Source organism: Lelliottia sp. CFBP8978 (assembly GCF_034046055.2).
GTDB lineage: Bacteria > Pseudomonadota > Gammaproteobacteria > Enterobacterales > Enterobacteriaceae > Enterobacter.
Map to the genome: position 1 here is coordinate 645,690 of NZ_CM188253.1, position 18,386 is coordinate 664,075.

The window sequence follows — 18,386 nt, forward strand, 5'->3', positions numbered from 1 at the left end:
ATTATCAATAGCTTAAGTTTATTGTTTTGTGTAAATGATCTGATTAATGAATATATTGAGCGGAATTAAAAGATATTTAACTGAGTCTGAAACGTTCATGTCGGTATCTTGCAAAATATTTCCTAAGAACACTCCGGATATACCCAACTTTACGCCCGGCCTCAGTCATCTTGACTACCCTTAATAGCCTGAACGGAAATTAAGGAGACCTACATGGCTTACCAGACAGTGAATCCTGCTACTAACCAGCTCGTCAAAGAGTACAAATCGCATACCGATGCTGACGTCGAAGCGGCGCTGAAAACCGCCGATGCGCTTTACCATTCCGAATGGGCGAAAGGGGATATCGGGCAGCGCTTACCTGTCCTGCATAAGCTCGCGGATCTCATCGACAGCCGGACAGAAGAGCTGGCGAAAATTGCCAGTCAGGAGATGGGGAAACTCATCGAACAAAGTCGTGGAGAGGTGAAACTCTGCGCGCAAATCGCACGTTATTATGCGGATAACGCGACGCAATTTCTGGCTCCGGTGACCTATAAAACGGAGCTGGGCGACGCGTGGGTGGAGCATCATCCCATCGGTGTGGTGATGGCCGTTGAACCGTGGAACTTCCCGTTCTATCAGCTGATGCGCGTACTGGCGCCTAACCTGGCAGCAGGTAACCCGGTGATCGCAAAACATGCCAGCATCGTCCCCCACTGTGCCGAAGCCTTTGCGCATCTGGTTCGCGAGGCGGGAGCGCCGGACGGCGCGTGGACTAACCTGTTTATTTCTCAGGATCAGGTGGCGAATATCATCGCCGATCCGCGTGTGCAGGGGGCGGCTCTGACCGGCTCGGAAAAAGCCGGTAGCGTAGTGGCCGCGCAGGCGGCGAAGCACATCAAAAAATCGACCCTCGAACTGGGCGGTAACGATGTGTTTGTGGTTCTCGACGACGCCGATCTGGATAACGCGGTGAAAATCGGCGTTAATGCGCGTCTCAATAACGCCGGGCAGGTCTGTACGGCGGCTAAACGCTTTATTCTTCATGAAAAAGTGGCGGAGCAGTTCCTGACTAAATTCACCGAAGCTTTTGGAAAGGTGAAGATCGGCGATCCGCTGGATGAGAACACCACGCTGGGACCGTTGTCGTCGAAAGACGCTCTGGAAACCCTGACCAAACAGGTCAACGAGGCGGTGAAGAACGGCGCGAAGCTTCACTTCGGCGGTAAGCCGGTGCAGCGTGAAGGTAACTTCTTTGAGCCGACGATACTGACCCATATTTCCCGTGATAATCCTGCGTACTTTGAAGAGTTCTTTGGCCCGGTAGCGCAGATTTATGTGGTCAAAAACGATGACGAAGCGGTGAGCCTGGCGAACGATTCCCACTATGGCCTTGGCGGTGCGGTATTCAGCAAGGATATCGAACGAGCGAAGAAAATGGCGTCGCGAATTGAAACCGGTATGGTGTATATCAACTGGCTGACCGATACCGCGGCGGAGCTGCCGTTTGGCGGCGTGAAGCGTTCCGGGTACGGGCGCGAGCTGTCGGATCTGGGGATTAAAGAGTTCGTGAACCAGAAACTGGTGGTTGTGCGTCAGTAAAATCCGCGTATAAAAAAACCTGCCATCTGGCAGGTTTTTTTTGGTCCGTTCGGAGGTGTTAGAAGCTTACGCCGCCGCCCACATAGACACCGTCAATCAGAGTGTGGTTTGGACGGCCGTCTTTGCCATCAACGCTTACGTGGCGGTAACCCACTTTCAGCGTAACCGGTTTAACAGGGGCCCAGCTTACGCCGCCGTTGGCTTCTACGTAGTTTTTCACGCTGTTGTTCAGGCCGTCTGGGGCGACATAACCTTCACCGAACACATTAATGCTGTCGGTCAGGGCAACATTCACGCCGCCACCGAATGGGAAGGCTACACCGTTATCGCCTTTTTTCGGTCCGAGGTAGATGGCTTTCGCACCGGCATTCAGCATTACCGGGCCAACTTCCAGGTTATAACCTGCACCCACACCGCCCGTCTGAGTACCGTCATCGGTATTTTTCAGCCAGTTGGTTTCGGCGTAAATACCGGATGAGGATTTACCCATTTCAATATTTAAATTGGTGAAGTTTTTTCCCTGTTCAATGGAAGCGCCCATCGCCATCGCGGAACCGGAAACAGCAGTCAGAACAGAAAGCAGAATGAAGTTAATCTTTTTCATGGTTAAATCCTCGTCATCAAATTAATCTGGGGATACCTTAACAAGGGATGTTTATGACTGCAAATGTGACGAAACTCGCGGTTTTATCCTGATTTCGCTATAAAAATGTGTTTTTGATGTTAAGCGAGCGTTGAATTGTGACGGCGTCAACCCATAATCTTTTCGTGTTTAGATTACGTTTTATTTATTGGCTAAACAGCAGTTGAACGTGGCCGGATTAATCGTTTGAAGAGAATTAATTAGGATTTTTATTATTTAAAATAAGTTCTGAAAATAACGTAACATTACATTTCTGGAAACGATATTACGCTTATTTGATATAAACCGCCCCGAAGAAAGGGCGGTTTGAGTCCTGAGATCAGGATTTAAGCGATGCAAATCCCGCCCGAATCTCTTCTTCCGGCAGTTGAATACCGATAAACACCATGATGCTGTGCGGCGCTTCGTCGCCCCAGGGACGGTCCCAGTCGGCGCTGTAGAGGCGCTGTACGCCCTGGAACAGCAGACGGTTGGGTTCGCCGTCGATCCACAGCATGCCTTTATAGCGCAGCAGTTTGTCGGCAAACGACAGCAGCAGATTTTCCATCACGCGGGAGACGTCGCTGATATTCACCGGGTAGTCCAGTTCGACCACAATCGACGAGACGTCGTTTTGCTTATCGGCGATAAAGTGAAAACGTGGCGCAGAGGTGACCTTCTCTTCCAGCATAAAGCCGTTGGTGTTAAACAGCTGTGCGAGGTCGATATCGCCGTGGGTGACGGTAAAGACTGGCGCGCGGGCGTTGATGCGCGCCAGACGTTCACGCAGTGCCGTCGCGTCTCCCGCGACGTCGGTTTTGGTGAGCAGGATGCGGTCGGCATAACCCACCTGCGACTGCGCGATGGTGAACTGGTTCATCTGTTCGTCGGCATGGACCGCGTCCACCAGCGCAATCACGCCGTCCAGCAGATAGCGCTGACAGAGGATCTCATGCGAGAAAAAGGTCTGAATAATCGGGCCGGGATCGGCCATGCCGGTACATTCGATAACCAGACGGTCGAAAGCGATCTCACCGCGGTCGCGGCTGTCGACGAGGTCGAGCAGGGCGTTTTCCAGTTCGTTTGAGCGGGTGCAGCAGATACAGCCGTTGGTCAGCGTTTTGATCTGCGTGGCGCGATCGCCAATCAGCTGATCGTCCACGGAGACTTCGCCAAATTCGTTTTCGATTACGGCGATTTTAAAACCGTGCTGTTCATTCAGGATATGGCGTAACAGAGTGGTTTTGCCCGCGCCGAGAAAGCCGGTAAGAAGGGTTACTGCAATCGGTGTCATGTTCTCTCCTTTAGCAGCAGCGCACGCCGCCTTTGCCATCACCGCCATAGCGCGCTTGCTGGCGTTCACGGAAGAATTCGGTATAGGTCATGTACGGTTTATCCGGATGGTTGGTCTGCATATGCTCAACGTAGTTGTCATAGTCCGGAATACCAATCAGCATTTTCGCCGCCTGACCAAGATATTTTTTTGCTTCGCCTAAGTTACCAAACATTGTGCCATCCAGATATGCGTAAAGCCCGGCGATGTGAGTCCACCGGGCGTTGTTTCCCCTCACCCACCCCCTCTTCCCAAGGGGAGAGGGGACTGCTCGGGGCGGTTTTCACCCTCGCCGCTATGGGGAGAGGGCCGGGGTGAGGGGCGATGTTGCGTTAGTGGTGTGAAGAGGTTTTCACGCCGCCTTCCGGCACCGGAACATACGGTGTCTCTTTATCGGTTCGCACATCGGTGTTGCGCACTTTCATCCAGGTTTTGATGCCATAGAAGATAATGCTGTACACCACCACCAGGAACAGAACACTCAGACCCGCGTTGGTGTAGTTATTCACCACGATATGGTTCATGTTAGCAATCTGCTGTGCGGTCAGGTCACCGCCGCCTGCGGCAATCTTCTCTTTGTACTGGTTCGCCATGTAAAGGAAGCCTTCCAGCTGCGGGTTGCTACTGAACAGTTTCAGACCCAGCGCCCAGGTGGTGCAAAGCAGCAACCACAGAGCCGGAACCACGGTGACCCAGATGTATTTGGTGCGTTTCATTTTCACCAGAACCACGGTACCGAGAACCAGAGCTACGGCTGCCAGCATCTGGTTAGAGATACCGAACAGCGGCCACAGGCTCTTGACGCCGCCCAGCGGATCAACCACGCCCTGATACAGCAGATAGCCCCACAGACCGACGCAGCCCGCAGTACCCAGCACGCCCGCCACCAGTGAGTCGGTTTTTTTCAGGAACGGAACAAAGTTGCCGAGCAAATCCTGCAGCATGAAGCGGCCCGCCCTCGTGCCCGCATCCAGGGCGGTGAGGATGAACAGTGCTTCAAACAGAATACCGAAGTGATACCAGAAGCCCATATCAGCCCACGGTAGCACTTTGTGGAACACGTGTGCGATACCGACAGCCAGGGTTGGTGCGCCACCGGCACGGTTCAGAATCGACGGTTCACCGATATCTTTCGCCGTCTGCATAATCTGTTCAGGCGAAATGACAAAGCCCCAGGAGCTGACGGTCGCCGCTGCGTGCGCGCTGGCATCTTTCAGCTGCGCCATGATCAGCGCGGCATTATCGCCACCCATCTCATGCAGGTTAGGCATGGTGATACCCAGGCCCGCAGGCGGGGTGTTCATCGCAAAGTACAGACCCGGTTCGATGATAGACGCGGCAACCAGCGCCATGATCGCCACGAAAGACTCCATCAGCATCGCGCCGTAACCGATAAAGCGTGCGTCGGTTTCGTTGGCCATCAGCTTCGGCGTAGTGCCGGAGGCGATGAGCGCATGGAAGCCAGAAACAGCGCCACAGGCGATGGTGATAAACAGGAACGGGAACAGCGCGCCTTTCCACAGTGGACCAGTACCGTCAATGTACTGGGTCACGGCTGGCATTTTCAGTTCCGGGTTGATGATCACGATACCGATCGCCAGACCGACGATGACGCCGATTTTGAGGAACGTCGCCAGATAATCACGCGGGGCCAGAATCAGCCAGACCGGCAGCAGCGCAGAGATAAAGGCGTAGCCGATCAGTGCGAAGGTAATAGTGGTGTCTTTAAAGGTCAGCGCCGGGCCCCAGTACGGGTCGTGCGCGATAATGCCACCAAAGTAAATGGATGCGACCAACAGCACGATGCCAATCACCGACACTTCGCCGACGCGGCCCGGGCGGATAAAGCGCATGTAAATACCCATGAACAGCGCAATCGGCACGGTGGAGCAGACGGTAAAGACGCCCCACGGGCTTTCTGCCAGGGCTTTCACCACGATCAGCGCCAGCACCGCGAGGATGATGATCATAATCAGGAAGCAGCCGAACAGGGCAATGGTCCCCGGCACGCGGCCCATCTCTTCTTTGATCATTTCACCCAGGGACGCGCCGTTACGGCGGGTCGAGATAAACAGCACCATGAAGTCCTGTACCGCACCCGCCAGCACCACGCCTGCGAGCAGCCACAGCGTGCCTGGCAGATAGCCCATCTGCGCGGCAAGTACCGGCCCAACCAGCGGACCCGCACCGGCAATAGCGGCAAAGTGGTGGCCAAAAAGCACATAGCGGTTTGTCGGAACATAGTTCAGGCCGTCGTTGTTAATAACCGCAGGCGTGGCGCGGGTCGGGTCGAGTTTCATGACCTTCTGCGCGATATACAGGCTGTAGTAGCGGTAGGCGACCAAATAGACGGAGACTGACGCGACCACGATCCACAGGGCGCTAACGTGCTCGCCCCTGCGTAATGCGACAACCGCCAGACAGAAAGCACCGAGGATCCCAAGGAGCGCCCAGGGTACGTGCTTAAGTAGTTTTTTCGTATCCATAGTTAGACCTGGTTTTTTAACAGTAAAAAGGGGTCAGAGTTCGTTATGAGGAGGTATTGATTAATGCTGAGGCGATCTTGCCAGATCCGGGCGTGTGTAAAGGAGAGTAAATGGGCGAGTGGTTGTTTGCGGGCGTTAAGCGGTCAAAGGCAGCGGCGAGTGGTTCAGGCTCGCCGCCAGCGGTCTGGTTTATGTGATTGAGATCACAATGTTTATTCCACTGCGTCTGCGGTGGCTGTTGTCAGATAGCCTTCGAGCGTTCCGAAAAGTTTTTCCCGTAGCCACTGAGGCTCTAAAACCTGAATGTTGGGCAGCCAGTAGAAGATCAGCGGCAGGATCTGATTCTCATGCGCCGCCTGGCAGCGGATCGTCACGCCGTCATGAACTTCTGCGATGACTTCCTGATCGGGCAATAAATCACGCCGCTTAAAGTAGTGGGAAATATTATTGTTAATAAATATTTTCACTTCGAAAGTATCTTCGCTGACCCACGGGTCGAGATTTTTTTCCAGTAATTCTGTGGTATCTGCATCCGGATTGAAGGTCTGCTTCTGAATATCAAACCAGCTTATCTGGCTCAACGAGAAGGATTTTAGCCTGTCATTTTCCGTGGCTTGTAAATACCATATGTTTTTCTTGTTAATGAGTTTGTATGGATTAATCAGACGCGTTTTACCTTTATAAATTATCTGGCAAACATTACGCTTCTTAATAGATTTCTCAATCGCCAGCAGATGACGACGAATATCGTTTTGTACAGTGTGTTCAGCATCGTTGCTGAGGATCCGAATATGATTTTCTTCAACGCGGGCCTCCAGATTTTGCCAGAAGGCATTGCCTCGTTCCGGGAAATAATTATCCGCATTCAGAAGGTTAGCCATCGCGTGGTGCAGCCCCTGTCCGTGGGCGCTTTGTACCGAGTGGATCAGGCGATAATGACCGCTGCCGGTATGCTGAACAATAGGCGAAAGCGCATTGAGATCGCGGTATACCGTGCGTTCAGTAATGTTGAATTTTTGCATTAGGTCGTGGCGATTTACCGCACCGTTTAAATGCAGCTCCATAAGAATATCGACAAGTCGTTCAGCCGATCGGCTCCGGGCTGGAGTGGCCATAATATATTCCTGATGATTGCTGTGAAAAGCTCTGAATTATGCAGATATCACTGACAGAAGTTGTCAGTATGACAGAGGCAAAATTTATCTTATGGCTATATAACGGCGCGATTTAGGATAAACATTAATCTTTTTTTTGCCAGATAATCGGTAAACATCACAATCATCAACACGATTTTCGTAAAGTTTTCCCTAACCAGGCCGAAAATTCTGTTATCTGTCTGATGGAAAGAGAAAACATGTTAAATCGTATCAAGATTGTCACCAGTCTGTTGCTGGTTTTGGCTATTTTTGGCCTTTTACAACTGACATCCGGTGGTCTTTTCTTTAATGCCCTAAAGCATGACAAAGAAAACTTCACTGTCCTTCAAACTATTCGCCAGCAGCAATCCACGCTTAACGGCAGCTGGGTCGCGTTGCTGCAAACCCGTAATACCCTCAACCGCGCGGGTATTCGTTACATGATGGATCAGAGCAATATCGGTAGCGGCGCGACCGTAGCCGATCTGATGCAGATTGCTTCTGCTTCTCTGAAGCAGGCGGAAAAAAACTGGGCTGACTACGAAGCACTGCCGCGCGATCCGCGTCAGAGCGACGCCGCCGCACTGGAAATTAAGCGTAACTACGATATCTACCACGGGGCTTTAGCCGAGCTGATCCAGCTGCTGGGCGCAGGCAAGATCAATGATTTCTTCGATCAGCCGACTCAGAGCTATCAGGATGGGTTCGAGAAGCAATATGTAAACTATCTGCAGCAGAACGATCATCTGTATCAAACTGCAGTGGATGACAGCAACAGCTCGTACACGCAGGCCATCTGGGTCCTGATTAGCGTGCTGATCGCGGTGCTGGTGGTGATCGTTGGCGTGTGGCTGGGCATTAAACAGTCTCTGATTTCTCCGCTGAATCGTCTGATCGACAGCATTCGCCATATCGCCAGCGGCGATCTGGTGAAGCGTATTGATGTCGAAGGGACTAACGAGATGGGCCAGCTGGCAGATACTTTGCGTCACATGCAGAGTGAGCTGGTGAGCACCGTGGGCGACGTGCGTAACGGCGCGAATGCGATTTACAGCGGCGCGAGTGAAATTTCGGTTGGCAACAACGATCTCTCCTCCCGTACCGAGCAGCAGGCCGCTTCTCTTGAAGAGACGGCAGCCAGCATGGAACAGCTGACCGCGACCGTTAAGCAGAACGCCGAAAACGCCCGTCAGGCCAGCAATCTGGCGCTGAGCGCGTCCGAAACGGCGCAGAAAGGCGGCAAAGTGGTGGATAACGTGGTGCAAACCATGCGCGACATCGCGGGCAGTTCGCAGAAAATCGCGGATATTATCAGCGTGATCGACGGCATTGCTTTCCAGACCAACATTCTGGCGCTGAACGCTGCGGTAGAAGCGGCGCGTGCGGGTGAGCAGGGCCGTGGATTTGCGGTGGTGGCCGGTGAAGTGCGCAATCTGGCGCAGCGCAGCGCCCAGGCGGCACGCGAAATCAAAAGTCTGATTGAAGACTCTGTTGGCCGCGTGGAGCTGGGTTCTACTCTGGTGGAAAGCGCGGGCGAAACCATGGGTGAAATCGTGAATGCGGTAACCCGCGTGACCGATATCATGGGCGAAATCGCTTCTGCCTCTGACGAGCAGAGCCGCGGTATCGACCAGGTGGGTCTGGCGGTGGCTGAGATGGATCGTGTGACTCAGCAGAACGCCTCGCTGGTGGAAGAGTCCGCGGCGGCAGCGGCGGCGCTGGAAGAGCAGGCGAGCCGTCTGACGCAGGCCGTTGCGGTATTCCGCATTCAGCAGGAACAGGTGAAATCGCGTGAGCAGGCGGGTCTTAAATCACCGGTATTGCCGGTGAAGGGACGTAAAGCCGCAGCAGCCAGCTCCGGTGCAGGTGACAACTGGGAAACCTTCTGATGTAAAAAAAGCGCCTTGCTCAGGCAGGGCGCTTTCTCTTCTCAAATGAATGTTAACCGGCGGTGTGGATAACTTTCATTTCAACCATCCCAATTCCCAGTTTACGCGGCGAGTGCCCGAGGATATTGCCCTCGTTTGTCGATTGCGGATCCGGCGGAACAATCACAACAGTGCGACTCCGTGATGGATTGTCGAAATGCAGCGTTGTGGTAGACACATCGTTACCCAGCGTTAAGGTCTGTTCCTGGTCGCCAATGCGGACCGGAATCGGCTTGTTAGCATTGGGGCCAAAGGCTTTTGCCGTAATCACCAGATCGAATTTTTCCGGCAGTGGCGCGTTAAACTCGATTTTAACCTCATCGCCAAGCTGTGCGTTCGACCAGCGTCCCCATGATTCCGGACGCGAAATCCCGCTAAACTGCTTCACCTCTTCGGGCGCGCCCGCCACGTTAAAGACAAAGCTGTCAGCTTTATAACGAATATCGTTATCGACGACTTTCAGCAGGTCGACGTTACGTTTGTAGCGATCGGTATCGATCACGGTATCTTTGAAAGCCGTTTTGCTTTTCCACTGATCTTTATCGACATGCTTAACGGATTGCTCGCCACCCAGCTGGCCCTGCGATACACACCAGTCCGTAGACAGTGACAGCGGCTGGGACCACAGCTGGCCCATTTTGTAGCAGCGGTCGATCCAGACGAAGTTATCGCGCGGGGCAAAGTCTGCCAGCTGGAAACGCAGCGGAGCAGAGTATTCGCTTTCCGGAAGCGGTTCGACGCGGTTATCCGAAATACGCAGCAGCAACGGCAGACGGAAATGGCTGCCCGAGAAGGCGACCATGCCTTTCTGCTGGTCGATAGTGAAATCTTTCATCTCTTTGGGGAAATTCCACAGGCGGATCACATCGGGTTTCCAGGCCAGAATCTTTTCCTTCATATTGAGGAACACTTCTGACAACGACTGACCCGACAGGGTGCTGCGCCCCAGTCCGATAAAGTTATCGCCGCCCATAATATCCAGCACCGTCGCGCCGTTATCCATGGTGTTGCGCTTGGTGCCAATCACTTCCTGCTGGGGCTGGTCGCCGCGCATGACAAAAAATAAGTTGCTGCGGTCCTGTTTATTTAAATCATCCCATGCGGTGTTTTTCATGGCCAGGTGGTCGGAAGAGACGACGATGACGGTATTTTTAAAATAGGGTGAGGCTTTGATTTTATTGATAAACGCGGCGATATGTTCCTGGCTGCAGGTCACCGCGCTGAAAGACTGATTCTTTTTGCCGTTGATCTCATAGCTTTTGCGCTGGCAGGTACGCGAGATAAAACCGTCGGGATGATGGGTATCGACGGTCAGGGCAAACAGCGAAAAACGTTTGCCGGATTTGGACAGCTCTTCAAATTTCTTCCAGGTTTCATCCAGCACGGTGTCATCATAAAAACCCCAGTCGTTGCGATAGGAGGGATCCGCCACGCTGGTTTTTAACTCTTCGGCGCCGTACAGATGATCAAAGCCGTGAGATTTCAGGAACACGTCTTTACCGGCAAAACGCAGATTGGCGCCCTGCATAAAGTAGTTTTCATAGCCGGAGTTTTTCAGGATGTCGCCCAGACAAATATTCTGCGGGAAGAAGCTCGACATCGAGGCGGAGGCGTTACCCTCGAACGGCGCGAACAGCGGAATACCGCACTGAGAGGCGACCATGCCGGCAATGGTGTAATCAGTGCCTGGCAGTTGCGCAGTATGGCTAAAATCCAGCCCTTCGCCCTTCAGCGCGCCGAGTTCAGGCGTCAGATCCGGGAAGGCATCGTTATCAAAATAGGTGCGCTCAAGGCTTTCGCCGTAGATATACACCAGGTTGAGTTTCGGATTAGCGATTTTTTTGGCCGGTTCTTTGTAATACGCCACGAAATCCGGATCGCCATCGCGCGACTGGGACTTCACCAGCTCGGTAATCTGATGGAAAGCAGGGCTGGCATCGACAGAGGCGAGCGCCAGCACCAGTGCCAGCACGCTGTACCCCATATGATGCGGAAGATGACGGCGGCGGCGTAATACCCAGCCGAGAGTGCCAAACACCGCTACCAGCGCCAGAACCAGCCCGATCCCAGGAAGTATGTACTTACTAACACCTGCACCGGTCAGGCTGTTAGTGAGGGTATAAAGCACGGCATCGTTGATACCGTCACCGGTAAAATAATCACTGGCGTACAGGGTAATGTTTAAAACAATAAAAAGGCCCAACACCAGTAAGGTAGCGATAAACCACCAGGTGTTACGTCCCGCTTTCCAGGCATAAATGCCCGCGGAAGCAAGGAACAGCGCAAGGGATATAAACTCTGACAACAGCTTATCCTCAATAGTGCCAGTCACTTAGCTGGCTAACTGATTATTTTTTGGGTAATACAATTTAATGGCGAAGTCACATAGCTGCAATTCTAGTGTTACTAAATTGTGCTGTTGTTAGGATTTGGTTTAGAAAGTGGATTTTTTGAACGCCGTCGCATCCCGATATGAGGGGATGGAGACACTGGCAGGTAGGGCAAATCCGACTCTGACGCCGCGTTGCCAGAATATCCCAACAAACGCGGCATGTTGTGGCAGAAAATGTGAGTGGTCAGGAGAGGAAATTAACGCCTTGTTTTAACACCAGATCGCAGGCTTTGGTTTTCACCTGTTTCGCGAGAGCGGAATCGCCAATGGTGCTCAGATTCAGTTGCTGTCCATTTTGCGCGTTCAGCAGACCCTGGATACCGTCCATATAGTTGGTATCTTGCTTCTGCTCTTGCGTATCCAGCCCCAGTTTTCCCAGAACCTGATTTTTGATGTTTTGCGTATCCGTGACCGATGCCAGCTTTTGCTTCGCGCAATAATCCAGAATCCCCGCGGCGTTATTCATGGTTCCTGCGCTCAGACTTTTATTACTGTTGCCCAGCAGGCTGGTGAGCGACGAAGCAGACAGTCCACCGCTCTGGGAACTGCTGCTCCCTTTGGTGAGTTCACTGGCGGCGCTGGATAAAGAGTCTTGCCATGAGGCGGCCTGTGCTGCGCCGGTCAGCAGAACGACGCTTAATGCTGTGCTCAGTAGAATATGTTTTTTCATAAAATTGACTCGAAGAGGCCTGTATGGGCTGAATGTGGCATCAGTATATACCCCCGAAACGCGCGCCTTTCCTGGAAATATCCTAATACTCTTTTCCTGTTACGCGGTCGCGATAGCTGTCCCAGGTGAAATTCACCCATAAGCTGTTGCCCAGCCGCATTCTGTCCATCACGCGTTCACCCAGCAGCTTTGTCATCTCTTCGGCTTTGTGGTTGGTGAGCATCCCGGTTGGGCGTTTTGAAGAGGAGCGGCGGTCTACTATCTGGTTGATAATGACCTTTTCGTAGCGCGATTCAGTTTGCACCCCGATCTCATCGATGACCAACAGATCGACGTTGCTCAGATCGTTAAGCAGCTGTTCTTCGGTGGTCTCGCGATTGCTGAAGGTGTCTTTCATGGCGGACATAATATCGGCGACCGTGATGATCAGTACCGATTTTCCGCGCAGCAGCAGCTCATTACAAATTGCTGCCGCCAGATGATTTTTGCCGGTGCCGGGTTTACCGCTGAAAATAAAACTGGCGATACTGCCGTCGAATTCTTCAACATACTGGCGCGCTTTTTCCAGCGCCATCATTTGGCCGTCATTCTCAACGCGGTAGTTATCGAAAGAACAATTCTGATGCAGCGGGCGAATGCCTGAACGGTTAAAAGTGCGCTGCATTTTCATGGCGCGATTTTCTCGGGTCAGCGCTTCAGAGCGCATTTTTCCCTGCTCTTTTTGCCAGGCCAGCAGCTCTTCGCCCGATGTAAAGGCAGGCTTAACATTGGCTGGCATCATTTTTTGCAAACGTTTCATCAGGTCGCCGACGTTTTTCATATCATCCTCTGAATCCTGGTGGGATCTGATTATCGGGCTCGGAAAGGGTATTAATATCCCGCTTAGGTTGGCCGCCGTTGCTGGCACGATTTATTTGCACGCTGCGCGCCAGTTTTTGTTGCCACTGTACGTGGTGGAACACTTTGCCTTCTGCCTGCCAGTAAGCAACAAACGCCGCCAGCTCTTCCTGCGTGACAGGTTGCATCAGGGCAATGCCCCACAGCGCCGCCTGGCGCTGGAAATCGGCATCCGGTTGCCATCCAGCATACATGGCAAATTTCCCCATAGGTATGGCTGCGGGGGCGCTGGCCGGTTCTTCATAGAATTGCGTATCCAGAGTGACATCGCTGGCCGGGCGCGATAAGCGCGCTTCAATATCCAGAAGCTGCGCCAGACGTTCCGGCGTAATGGCGTAAAACGCCGGGGCGTTATCCGCAAATACGGCGATCGTGCCGCCTTCGGCATTGGACAATACGCCACGGGGATCGCGCATAAAGGCATCAATTCCGGCGACGCTGGTGGTCAGGATTCTGGAGGACATAACACTTTCTCTACTGAATAACGGCGGGCGTGATAGGGGCTTATGTTAGCACAGAGAGGAGGGGGCAGGCAGGGGATCGTGCGTGGGCGAATACCCTCCCGCTTCACGAGAGGGTATCGGGAAATCATCAGGCGATGATGTTCAGCGTCACATCAATATTGCCGCGGGTGGCATTAGAGTACGGGCAGACGATATGCGCGGCATCAACCAGTTTTTTGGCTTCTGCTTCGTCCATGCCTGGGACGTGAATATTCAGTTTTGCTTCGATACCAAAACCGGTTGGCAGTGGTCCGATACCCACTTCACCTTCGATGAATGCTTCTTTTGGCAGGGCAATTTTGTCACGGGCAGAGACGAATTTCATCGCGCCCAGGAAGCAGGCAGAGTAGCCAGCAGCGAACAGCTGTTCAGGGTTAGTGGCTTCACCGCCCATACCGCCCATCTCTTTTGGCACGCCCAGTTTAACATCCAGTACGCCATCAGAAGAGGTCGCACGGCCGTCACGGCCTCCGGTGGCTTTGGCTTTGGCGGTATAAATAACTTTTTCTAAAGACATGGCAGGTTCCTCATCTTACATTTATGTGTGCTATTAAATAGCGTGCGATATATGTGGGTAAATCTAAACATGTTGACTATAGCCTCAGGCGCGATGGAGTTGCTGGCGCAGCTGCTCAAGCTGTTGCTTGAGGGCGAGCAGGGTATCGGCATCGCATTGCGCTGCACAGCCCACTGCCTGAGGGATATTCAGAGCCTGCTGCTGCAAAGCACGGCCTTCAGGGCTTAATGTCACCGCTACCTGACGTTCATCCTGGCGCGAACGCTGGCGGACAATCAAACCGGCATTTTCCAGTCGTTTCAGCAGCGGGGTTAAGGTGGCTGAGTCCAGAAACAGACGTTCGCCAATCTCCGACACTGTGATGTCATCCTGCTCCCACAATATCAGCATGACAAGATATTGTGGGTAAGTCAGGTCAAGCGGTGCCAGCAGTTGCCGGTACAGCTTATTCAGCGCCAGATTTGCGGAGTAAAGCGCAAAGCAGAGCTGGTTATCCAGCATCAGCGCAGAGTGGGTGTCGTTCGTTTTCGCGTTCATGCGTTGAATATAGATAGTGCACGATTTAATTGCAAGCGATTTTATGGACAGGTATAGCGCAGGGCGACCTGAACCGCCATCTTGCGGTAGTGCTGGCGCTGGGCCTGCTCATCGGCACCCTCTTCAAACAGCAGCGTGAAGGTATAGCTATTGGCGACATAGTGAAAACTAAAACTACTGATAAGACGGTGTAAGTCGCGTGCGTCAACGGTCTGATTAAACAGCTGTTTTGCTTTACCGCGCTGTAAGATTGCTTCTAGCAACTCCAGGGCGCTGCGGTTAACCTGGCGTAAATAGCTGGATTGCTGCATAAAACGACCGCGCTGCATGTTTTCCATACAGATAATGCGGATGTAATCAGGGTGATCGGCGTGATAGTCAAAGGTTGTTTCAACCAGATGTACCAGCGCCTCAACGGGCGGGATATCGGCCAGACTAAGCTGCTTTTCGCTGGCACGGATCTGGGTGTAGACGTATTCAAGCGCCTGCAGATACAGACTCTCTTTATTTTTATAGTGATAAACCACCATCCGCTTGGTGGTGCCTGCTTTTTCCGCAATTTGCTCCATGCGCGCGCCGTTCAGACCATATTCAGCGAACAGGGCAATCGCGCTCTGAAAAATTTTGTCCTTCAGGCTGGAATCATCATGGTGGTCGGGGAATTCGCTGCCGGGGTTAGCCACTTCCACTCCTTACATCGCCAAACAGAATGCAGGGATTATCACCATGGCAGCGAGAGAACACAAATTTCAGACGCGTGGGCGTTTACGATACAGCCATAAACCCGGTATCGACAGACCAATCGAAAGTGCGCCGACGATTGACGAGGCTTTCAGGAAATTGCTTAGCAGGAGAATCATTTGCGGCTCGCTGTAGCCGAAGTGGCTGATCTTCACCGCAGAGATCATGGCGGTATAGGCTGAAATGCCCGGGAACATGGGGATCACTGCCGCGACGGTGAAGACTTTAGGATGTGCCAGATACCAGCGAGACCACTGAATGCCAATGCAGCCAACCAGCAAAGATGCCATGAAGGTTGACCATTCAATATTGAATCCAGCCGTCATCATCACCATGCGCGATCCATGTCCGATGGCCCCCAGTAGCGCGCACCAGGGTAAGGCGCGCTGCGGTACATTGAACACCATGGCAAAACCGACAGCGGGAATGGCGGCAAGAGCCATATCTTGCGCCAGCGCGAACAGAAACTCGATTACGCCCATCCGCGTAGCCCCCAAAGTGTCATGGCCATCACCACCCCGATGCAGGTCGCGAGGGTGAGTAAACTGGCGATAGCCCAACGCGCCAGGCCAGTGTTGATATGCCCTTTGAACATGTCTGCCACTGAGTTGATCAGCGGAAAACCTGGCACAAGAAGTAGCACGCTGGCCGCCATCGCAATGGTCGGTGTGTTAGCAAAAACCGGCAGGCGCAGCAGCAGACCGGATACCGTCGTGGCCACAAACGCGGCGATACAGAAGTTAATTTGGGGATGCATATGTCGTTGAGTCAGAAGCTGGCGTACATACATGGCGACAGCGCTGGCGAAGAAGGTCACCACCGCACCATCCCATCCACCTTTATTCAGCTTGCAGAAACAGGCGCAGGAAAGCCCGACCATCACCACCACTAAAACGCGCGGATAGCGCAGGGGTTTTATCTGGTTAAAGCGTTTTTCAACAGTGCTCAGGTCCAGAAGCTTATGTTCGGCCATGATGACGATATGCTGCACTTCCGTCACCACATGCATGTTTATCCCGCGATCCTGGTTTTTACGGGTTGATGTAAGACATTGCCCATCTTTAATGGTGGTCAGCACGATTGCGTTTGATGAGATAGAGCTTTCGACGCTGTCCATACCCAGCGCCAGGCCAAGGCGTGTAGAGAGCTCCTCAACCAGCGCGCTTTCGGCACCGTGTTGCAATAAGAAAAGGCCGCACTGGATACACAGACGTGTAACGGCGCGTTGTGACGACTGATCTGCCTGCATTTGTTGCCCTGAAAAATGAGAACTGCCAGATGGTCTGAATGTTTACTTTTATCACGAAGCACAGCCCCTGGTGCGCTGGGCCAGATCAACATTTGTGCAATCAGCGGGGAAAAGTCGTTGAGGGGATAGAGTCTATTTTTATTTATTTTATGAATATTTAATTTTCAAATATACATTTACTAACTAATAATCTCTTGTTTATATTTTATCGCAAGGCTATTACATTACGCGGGTTTTGTATTATATTACCCTCGGTTTTAGCGCCCCGGCATTATTTGGTAAGTTATAAATGGAACTTATACCCATAATTTATTTTCGAGGTGAACCTCATATCAGGGTGACGCTTTAAATGTCATGAATTAAATGAAGAAAGGATTCGGAGTACCTATGTCACTAGCGAAGGGAAAGTTCGGAATTGTTTTCAGTAAAAGTCCGGTGATGAAGGCCGGGCTGGCCGGTGTGATGGCTCATAATTTTCCTGAATATGAAGTGGCTTATTGCGATTCGAAGGATGAAATGACATCGTTGCCGTTAGGCCGGGCCGTCGTTGCCATTATCGATATCTCTGGCGATTATGTTAATCCCCGTGTCACGCTCGAACAATATTATTTATTATTGAGACAGCATCGCCATATCCACTGGATATTTTTAGTTCCGCGCCCTCTCTATCCACTGGCGGTGGAGTTGCTCATGTCCCCGGAAAGCACGCTGCTGTCCGATATCGAACCTATTGAGGGGGTTCTTAAAGCCGTCAGTGCGGGGAGCAGTCAGTATGCTGAACGCATAAGTCAGTGCTTGCTAACTCCTGAGCCACTAAAGGTGGATGAAGCGTATGAGCCGCGTGTGGTGCTGACCCTTTCTGAGCGCAAAGTTCTGCGTTTGTTAGGCAAGGGGTGGGGCATCAATCAAATCGCTATGTTACTTAAGAAAAGCAATAAAACAGTCAGTGCGCAAAAGAATAGCGCGATGCGGCGCTTATCTCTGCATGGTAATGCTGAAATGTACGCGTGGATTAATAGTACTCAGGGAATAAGAGAACTGAACTTAATTTCAGCCTATGGAGATTCAGAAGAATGGATAAAAATATCTCAGGAAGACATATTGCTGTCATAGACCAATGCATTCTGAGTGCGGTAGGGCTAGGACATCTTTTTGCTGCTGACCCTCTCGGCCAGTATCAGTTACATCTTTTTAATGATTTCGACACCTTTGAGACAGCTCTTTCGAATATCCCTTTTTTCTCGGTGATCTATTCACTTTCTGATGGGCGAGAAGAACGGCGGAACTGTCTGGTGTACCTGCGTGAATTAGCGTTGACCCATGCCCGGATTCAGCGAATTATTCTGGCTGCAAATGAAAACGAAGCAAGATTGATTGGTCAGTTTTCTCCGTCTCGTCTCCATGGTGTCATCAGTAAGTCGGTTTCCTTGCCCGAACTGCGCCAGCAACTGGCTCTGTTATTAGGGGAAACGACCCGGGTCAATGACAGCACATTCAATCACTGTAACCGCAGCCAGAGCAGGATGTTAAGTCCAACGGAACGCGCCATTCTGCGGTATATGTCGTCTGGCCTGTCGATACCCGAAATTGCGGCCCGGCTGGACCGTAATATCAAAACTATCCGGGCACATAAATATAACGCGATGGTTAAACTGGGGGTGAGTTCTGACGTGGGTCTGCTTGATGCAGCAGATATTTTAGGGCATTTCCCCTCCCGGGAGCCCCTGTTTACCGCACCTGTCCCGCCGCTTTTCTCCTGAATGGTTGAAGCGCCAGAGCGATCTGACGCGA

Annotated in this window: 18 protein-coding genes; 4 read left to right on the forward strand and 14 right to left on the reverse strand. The window is 52.2% G+C overall.

Annotated features, from left to right (window positions below; all coding sequences use genetic code 11):
* Window positions 1-213: 213 nt before the first annotated feature.
* On the forward strand, window positions 214-1,584 hold the full coding sequence (locus SOM82_RS03000; RefSeq protein ID WP_154127091.1) for an NAD-dependent succinate-semialdehyde dehydrogenase: 1,371 nt from the start codon (window positions 214-216) through the stop codon (window positions 1,582-1,584).
* A 58-nt stretch (window positions 1,585-1,642) separates the two neighbouring features.
* Here SOM82_RS03000 and SOM82_RS03005 read toward each other — a convergent pair whose 3' ends face one another.
* The 5 genes from SOM82_RS03005 to SOM82_RS03025 form a co-directional block, all read right to left on the reverse strand.
* On the reverse strand, window positions 1,643-2,188 hold the full coding sequence (locus tag SOM82_RS03005; RefSeq protein WP_154127092.1) for a YfaZ family outer membrane protein: 546 nt from the start codon (window positions 2,186-2,188) through the stop codon (window positions 1,643-1,645).
* Window positions 2,189-2,546: 358 nt separating this feature from the next.
* The gene (gene yjiA / locus SOM82_RS03010) at window positions 2,547-3,500 is read right to left on the reverse strand and encodes a GTPase (RefSeq protein WP_320460402.1); all 954 of its coding nucleotides are present in this window, start codon (window positions 3,498-3,500) and stop codon (window positions 2,547-2,549) included.
* 10 nt (window positions 3,501-3,510) lie between these two features.
* Complete coding sequence (locus SOM82_RS03015) at window positions 3,511-3,714, reverse strand: YbdD/YjiX family protein (RefSeq protein ID WP_100777762.1); 204 nt, start codon at window positions 3,712-3,714, stop codon at window positions 3,511-3,513.
* Between the two features lie 157 nt (window positions 3,715-3,871).
* Window positions 3,872-6,025, reverse strand: a complete 2,154-nt coding sequence (locus tag SOM82_RS03020; protein WP_154127094.1) for a carbon starvation CstA family protein — start codon at window positions 6,023-6,025, stop codon at window positions 3,872-3,874.
* Between the two features lie 212 nt (window positions 6,026-6,237).
* Window positions 6,238-7,140 (reverse strand): helix-turn-helix transcriptional regulator, encoded by a 903-nt coding sequence (locus SOM82_RS03025; protein WP_320460401.1) that lies wholly within the window; start codon window positions 7,138-7,140, stop codon window positions 6,238-6,240.
* A gap of 239 nt (window positions 7,141-7,379) precedes the next feature.
* Between SOM82_RS03025 and tsr the strand changes: the two genes are divergently transcribed.
* Window positions 7,380-9,050: a methyl-accepting chemotaxis protein gene (gene tsr / locus SOM82_RS03030; protein ID WP_154127096.1), complete on the forward strand. Its 1,671-nt coding sequence runs from the start codon at window positions 7,380-7,382 to the stop codon at window positions 9,048-9,050.
* 52 nt (window positions 9,051-9,102) lie between these two features.
* On the opposite strand, the gene opgB is transcribed toward tsr, so the two are convergent.
* The 9 genes from opgB to SOM82_RS03075 all read right to left on the reverse strand — a co-directional run bounded on the left by opgB (window position 9,103) and on the right by SOM82_RS03075 (window position 16,595).
* Window positions 9,103-11,394, reverse strand: coding sequence for a phosphatidylglycerol--membrane-oligosaccharide glycerophosphotransferase (gene opgB / locus SOM82_RS03035; RefSeq protein ID WP_154127097.1), 2,292 nt, complete (start codon window positions 11,392-11,394; stop codon window positions 9,103-9,105).
* A 271-nt stretch (window positions 11,395-11,665) separates the two neighbouring features.
* Window positions 11,666-12,151 carry a YjjA family protein gene (locus SOM82_RS03040; RefSeq protein WP_154127098.1) on the reverse strand — a complete coding sequence of 162 codons (486 nt, stop codon included), beginning with the start codon at window positions 12,149-12,151 and terminating at the stop codon, window positions 11,666-11,668.
* An 82-nt stretch (window positions 12,152-12,233) separates the two neighbouring features.
* Window positions 12,234-12,971 carry a replicative helicase loader DnaC gene (gene dnaC, locus SOM82_RS03045; protein ID WP_154127099.1) on the reverse strand — a complete coding sequence of 246 codons (738 nt, stop codon included), beginning with the start codon at window positions 12,969-12,971 and terminating at the stop codon, window positions 12,234-12,236.
* A 1-nt stretch (window position 12,972) separates the two neighbouring features.
* Window positions 12,973-13,512, reverse strand: a complete 540-nt coding sequence (dnaT, locus tag SOM82_RS03050) for a primosomal protein DnaT (RefSeq protein ID WP_320460400.1) — start codon at window positions 13,510-13,512, stop codon at window positions 12,973-12,975.
* 127 nt (window positions 13,513-13,639) lie between these two features.
* Complete coding sequence (locus SOM82_RS03055; RefSeq protein WP_320460399.1) at window positions 13,640-14,068, reverse strand: organic hydroperoxide resistance protein; 429 nt, start codon at window positions 14,066-14,068, stop codon at window positions 13,640-13,642.
* An 84-nt stretch (window positions 14,069-14,152) separates the two neighbouring features.
* Window positions 14,153-14,605 (reverse strand): MarR family winged helix-turn-helix transcriptional regulator, encoded by a 453-nt coding sequence (locus SOM82_RS03060; protein ID WP_320460398.1) that lies wholly within the window; start codon window positions 14,603-14,605, stop codon window positions 14,153-14,155.
* Window positions 14,606-14,646: 41 nt separating this feature from the next.
* Window positions 14,647-15,288 (reverse strand): TetR/AcrR family transcriptional regulator, encoded by a 642-nt coding sequence (locus tag SOM82_RS03065; RefSeq protein ID WP_320460397.1) that lies wholly within the window; start codon window positions 15,286-15,288, stop codon window positions 14,647-14,649.
* Between the two features lie 66 nt (window positions 15,289-15,354).
* Window positions 15,355-15,828 (reverse strand): threonine/serine exporter, encoded by a 474-nt coding sequence (locus SOM82_RS03070; protein WP_154127103.1) that lies wholly within the window; start codon window positions 15,826-15,828, stop codon window positions 15,355-15,357.
* Window positions 15,819-16,595, reverse strand: a complete 777-nt coding sequence (locus SOM82_RS03075) for a threonine/serine exporter family protein (protein WP_320460396.1) — start codon at window positions 16,593-16,595, stop codon at window positions 15,819-15,821. Before SOM82_RS03075 ends, SOM82_RS03070 begins: the two co-directional genes overlap by 10 nt.
* 387 nt (window positions 16,596-16,982) lie before the next feature.
* Here SOM82_RS03075 and SOM82_RS03080 point away from each other — a divergent pair, with 387 nt between their 5' ends.
* Entirely contained in the window at window positions 16,983-17,708 is a 726-nt protein-coding gene (locus SOM82_RS03080) for a helix-turn-helix transcriptional regulator (protein ID WP_154127105.1), read from the forward strand.
* On the forward strand, window positions 17,669-18,355 hold the full coding sequence (bglJ, locus tag SOM82_RS03085; RefSeq protein WP_320460395.1) for a DNA-binding transcriptional activator BglJ: 687 nt from the start codon (window positions 17,669-17,671) through the stop codon (window positions 18,353-18,355). The genes SOM82_RS03080 and bglJ overlap by 40 nt, the downstream gene beginning before the upstream one ends.
* The last annotated feature ends 31 nt before the right edge of the window (window positions 18,356-18,386 follow it).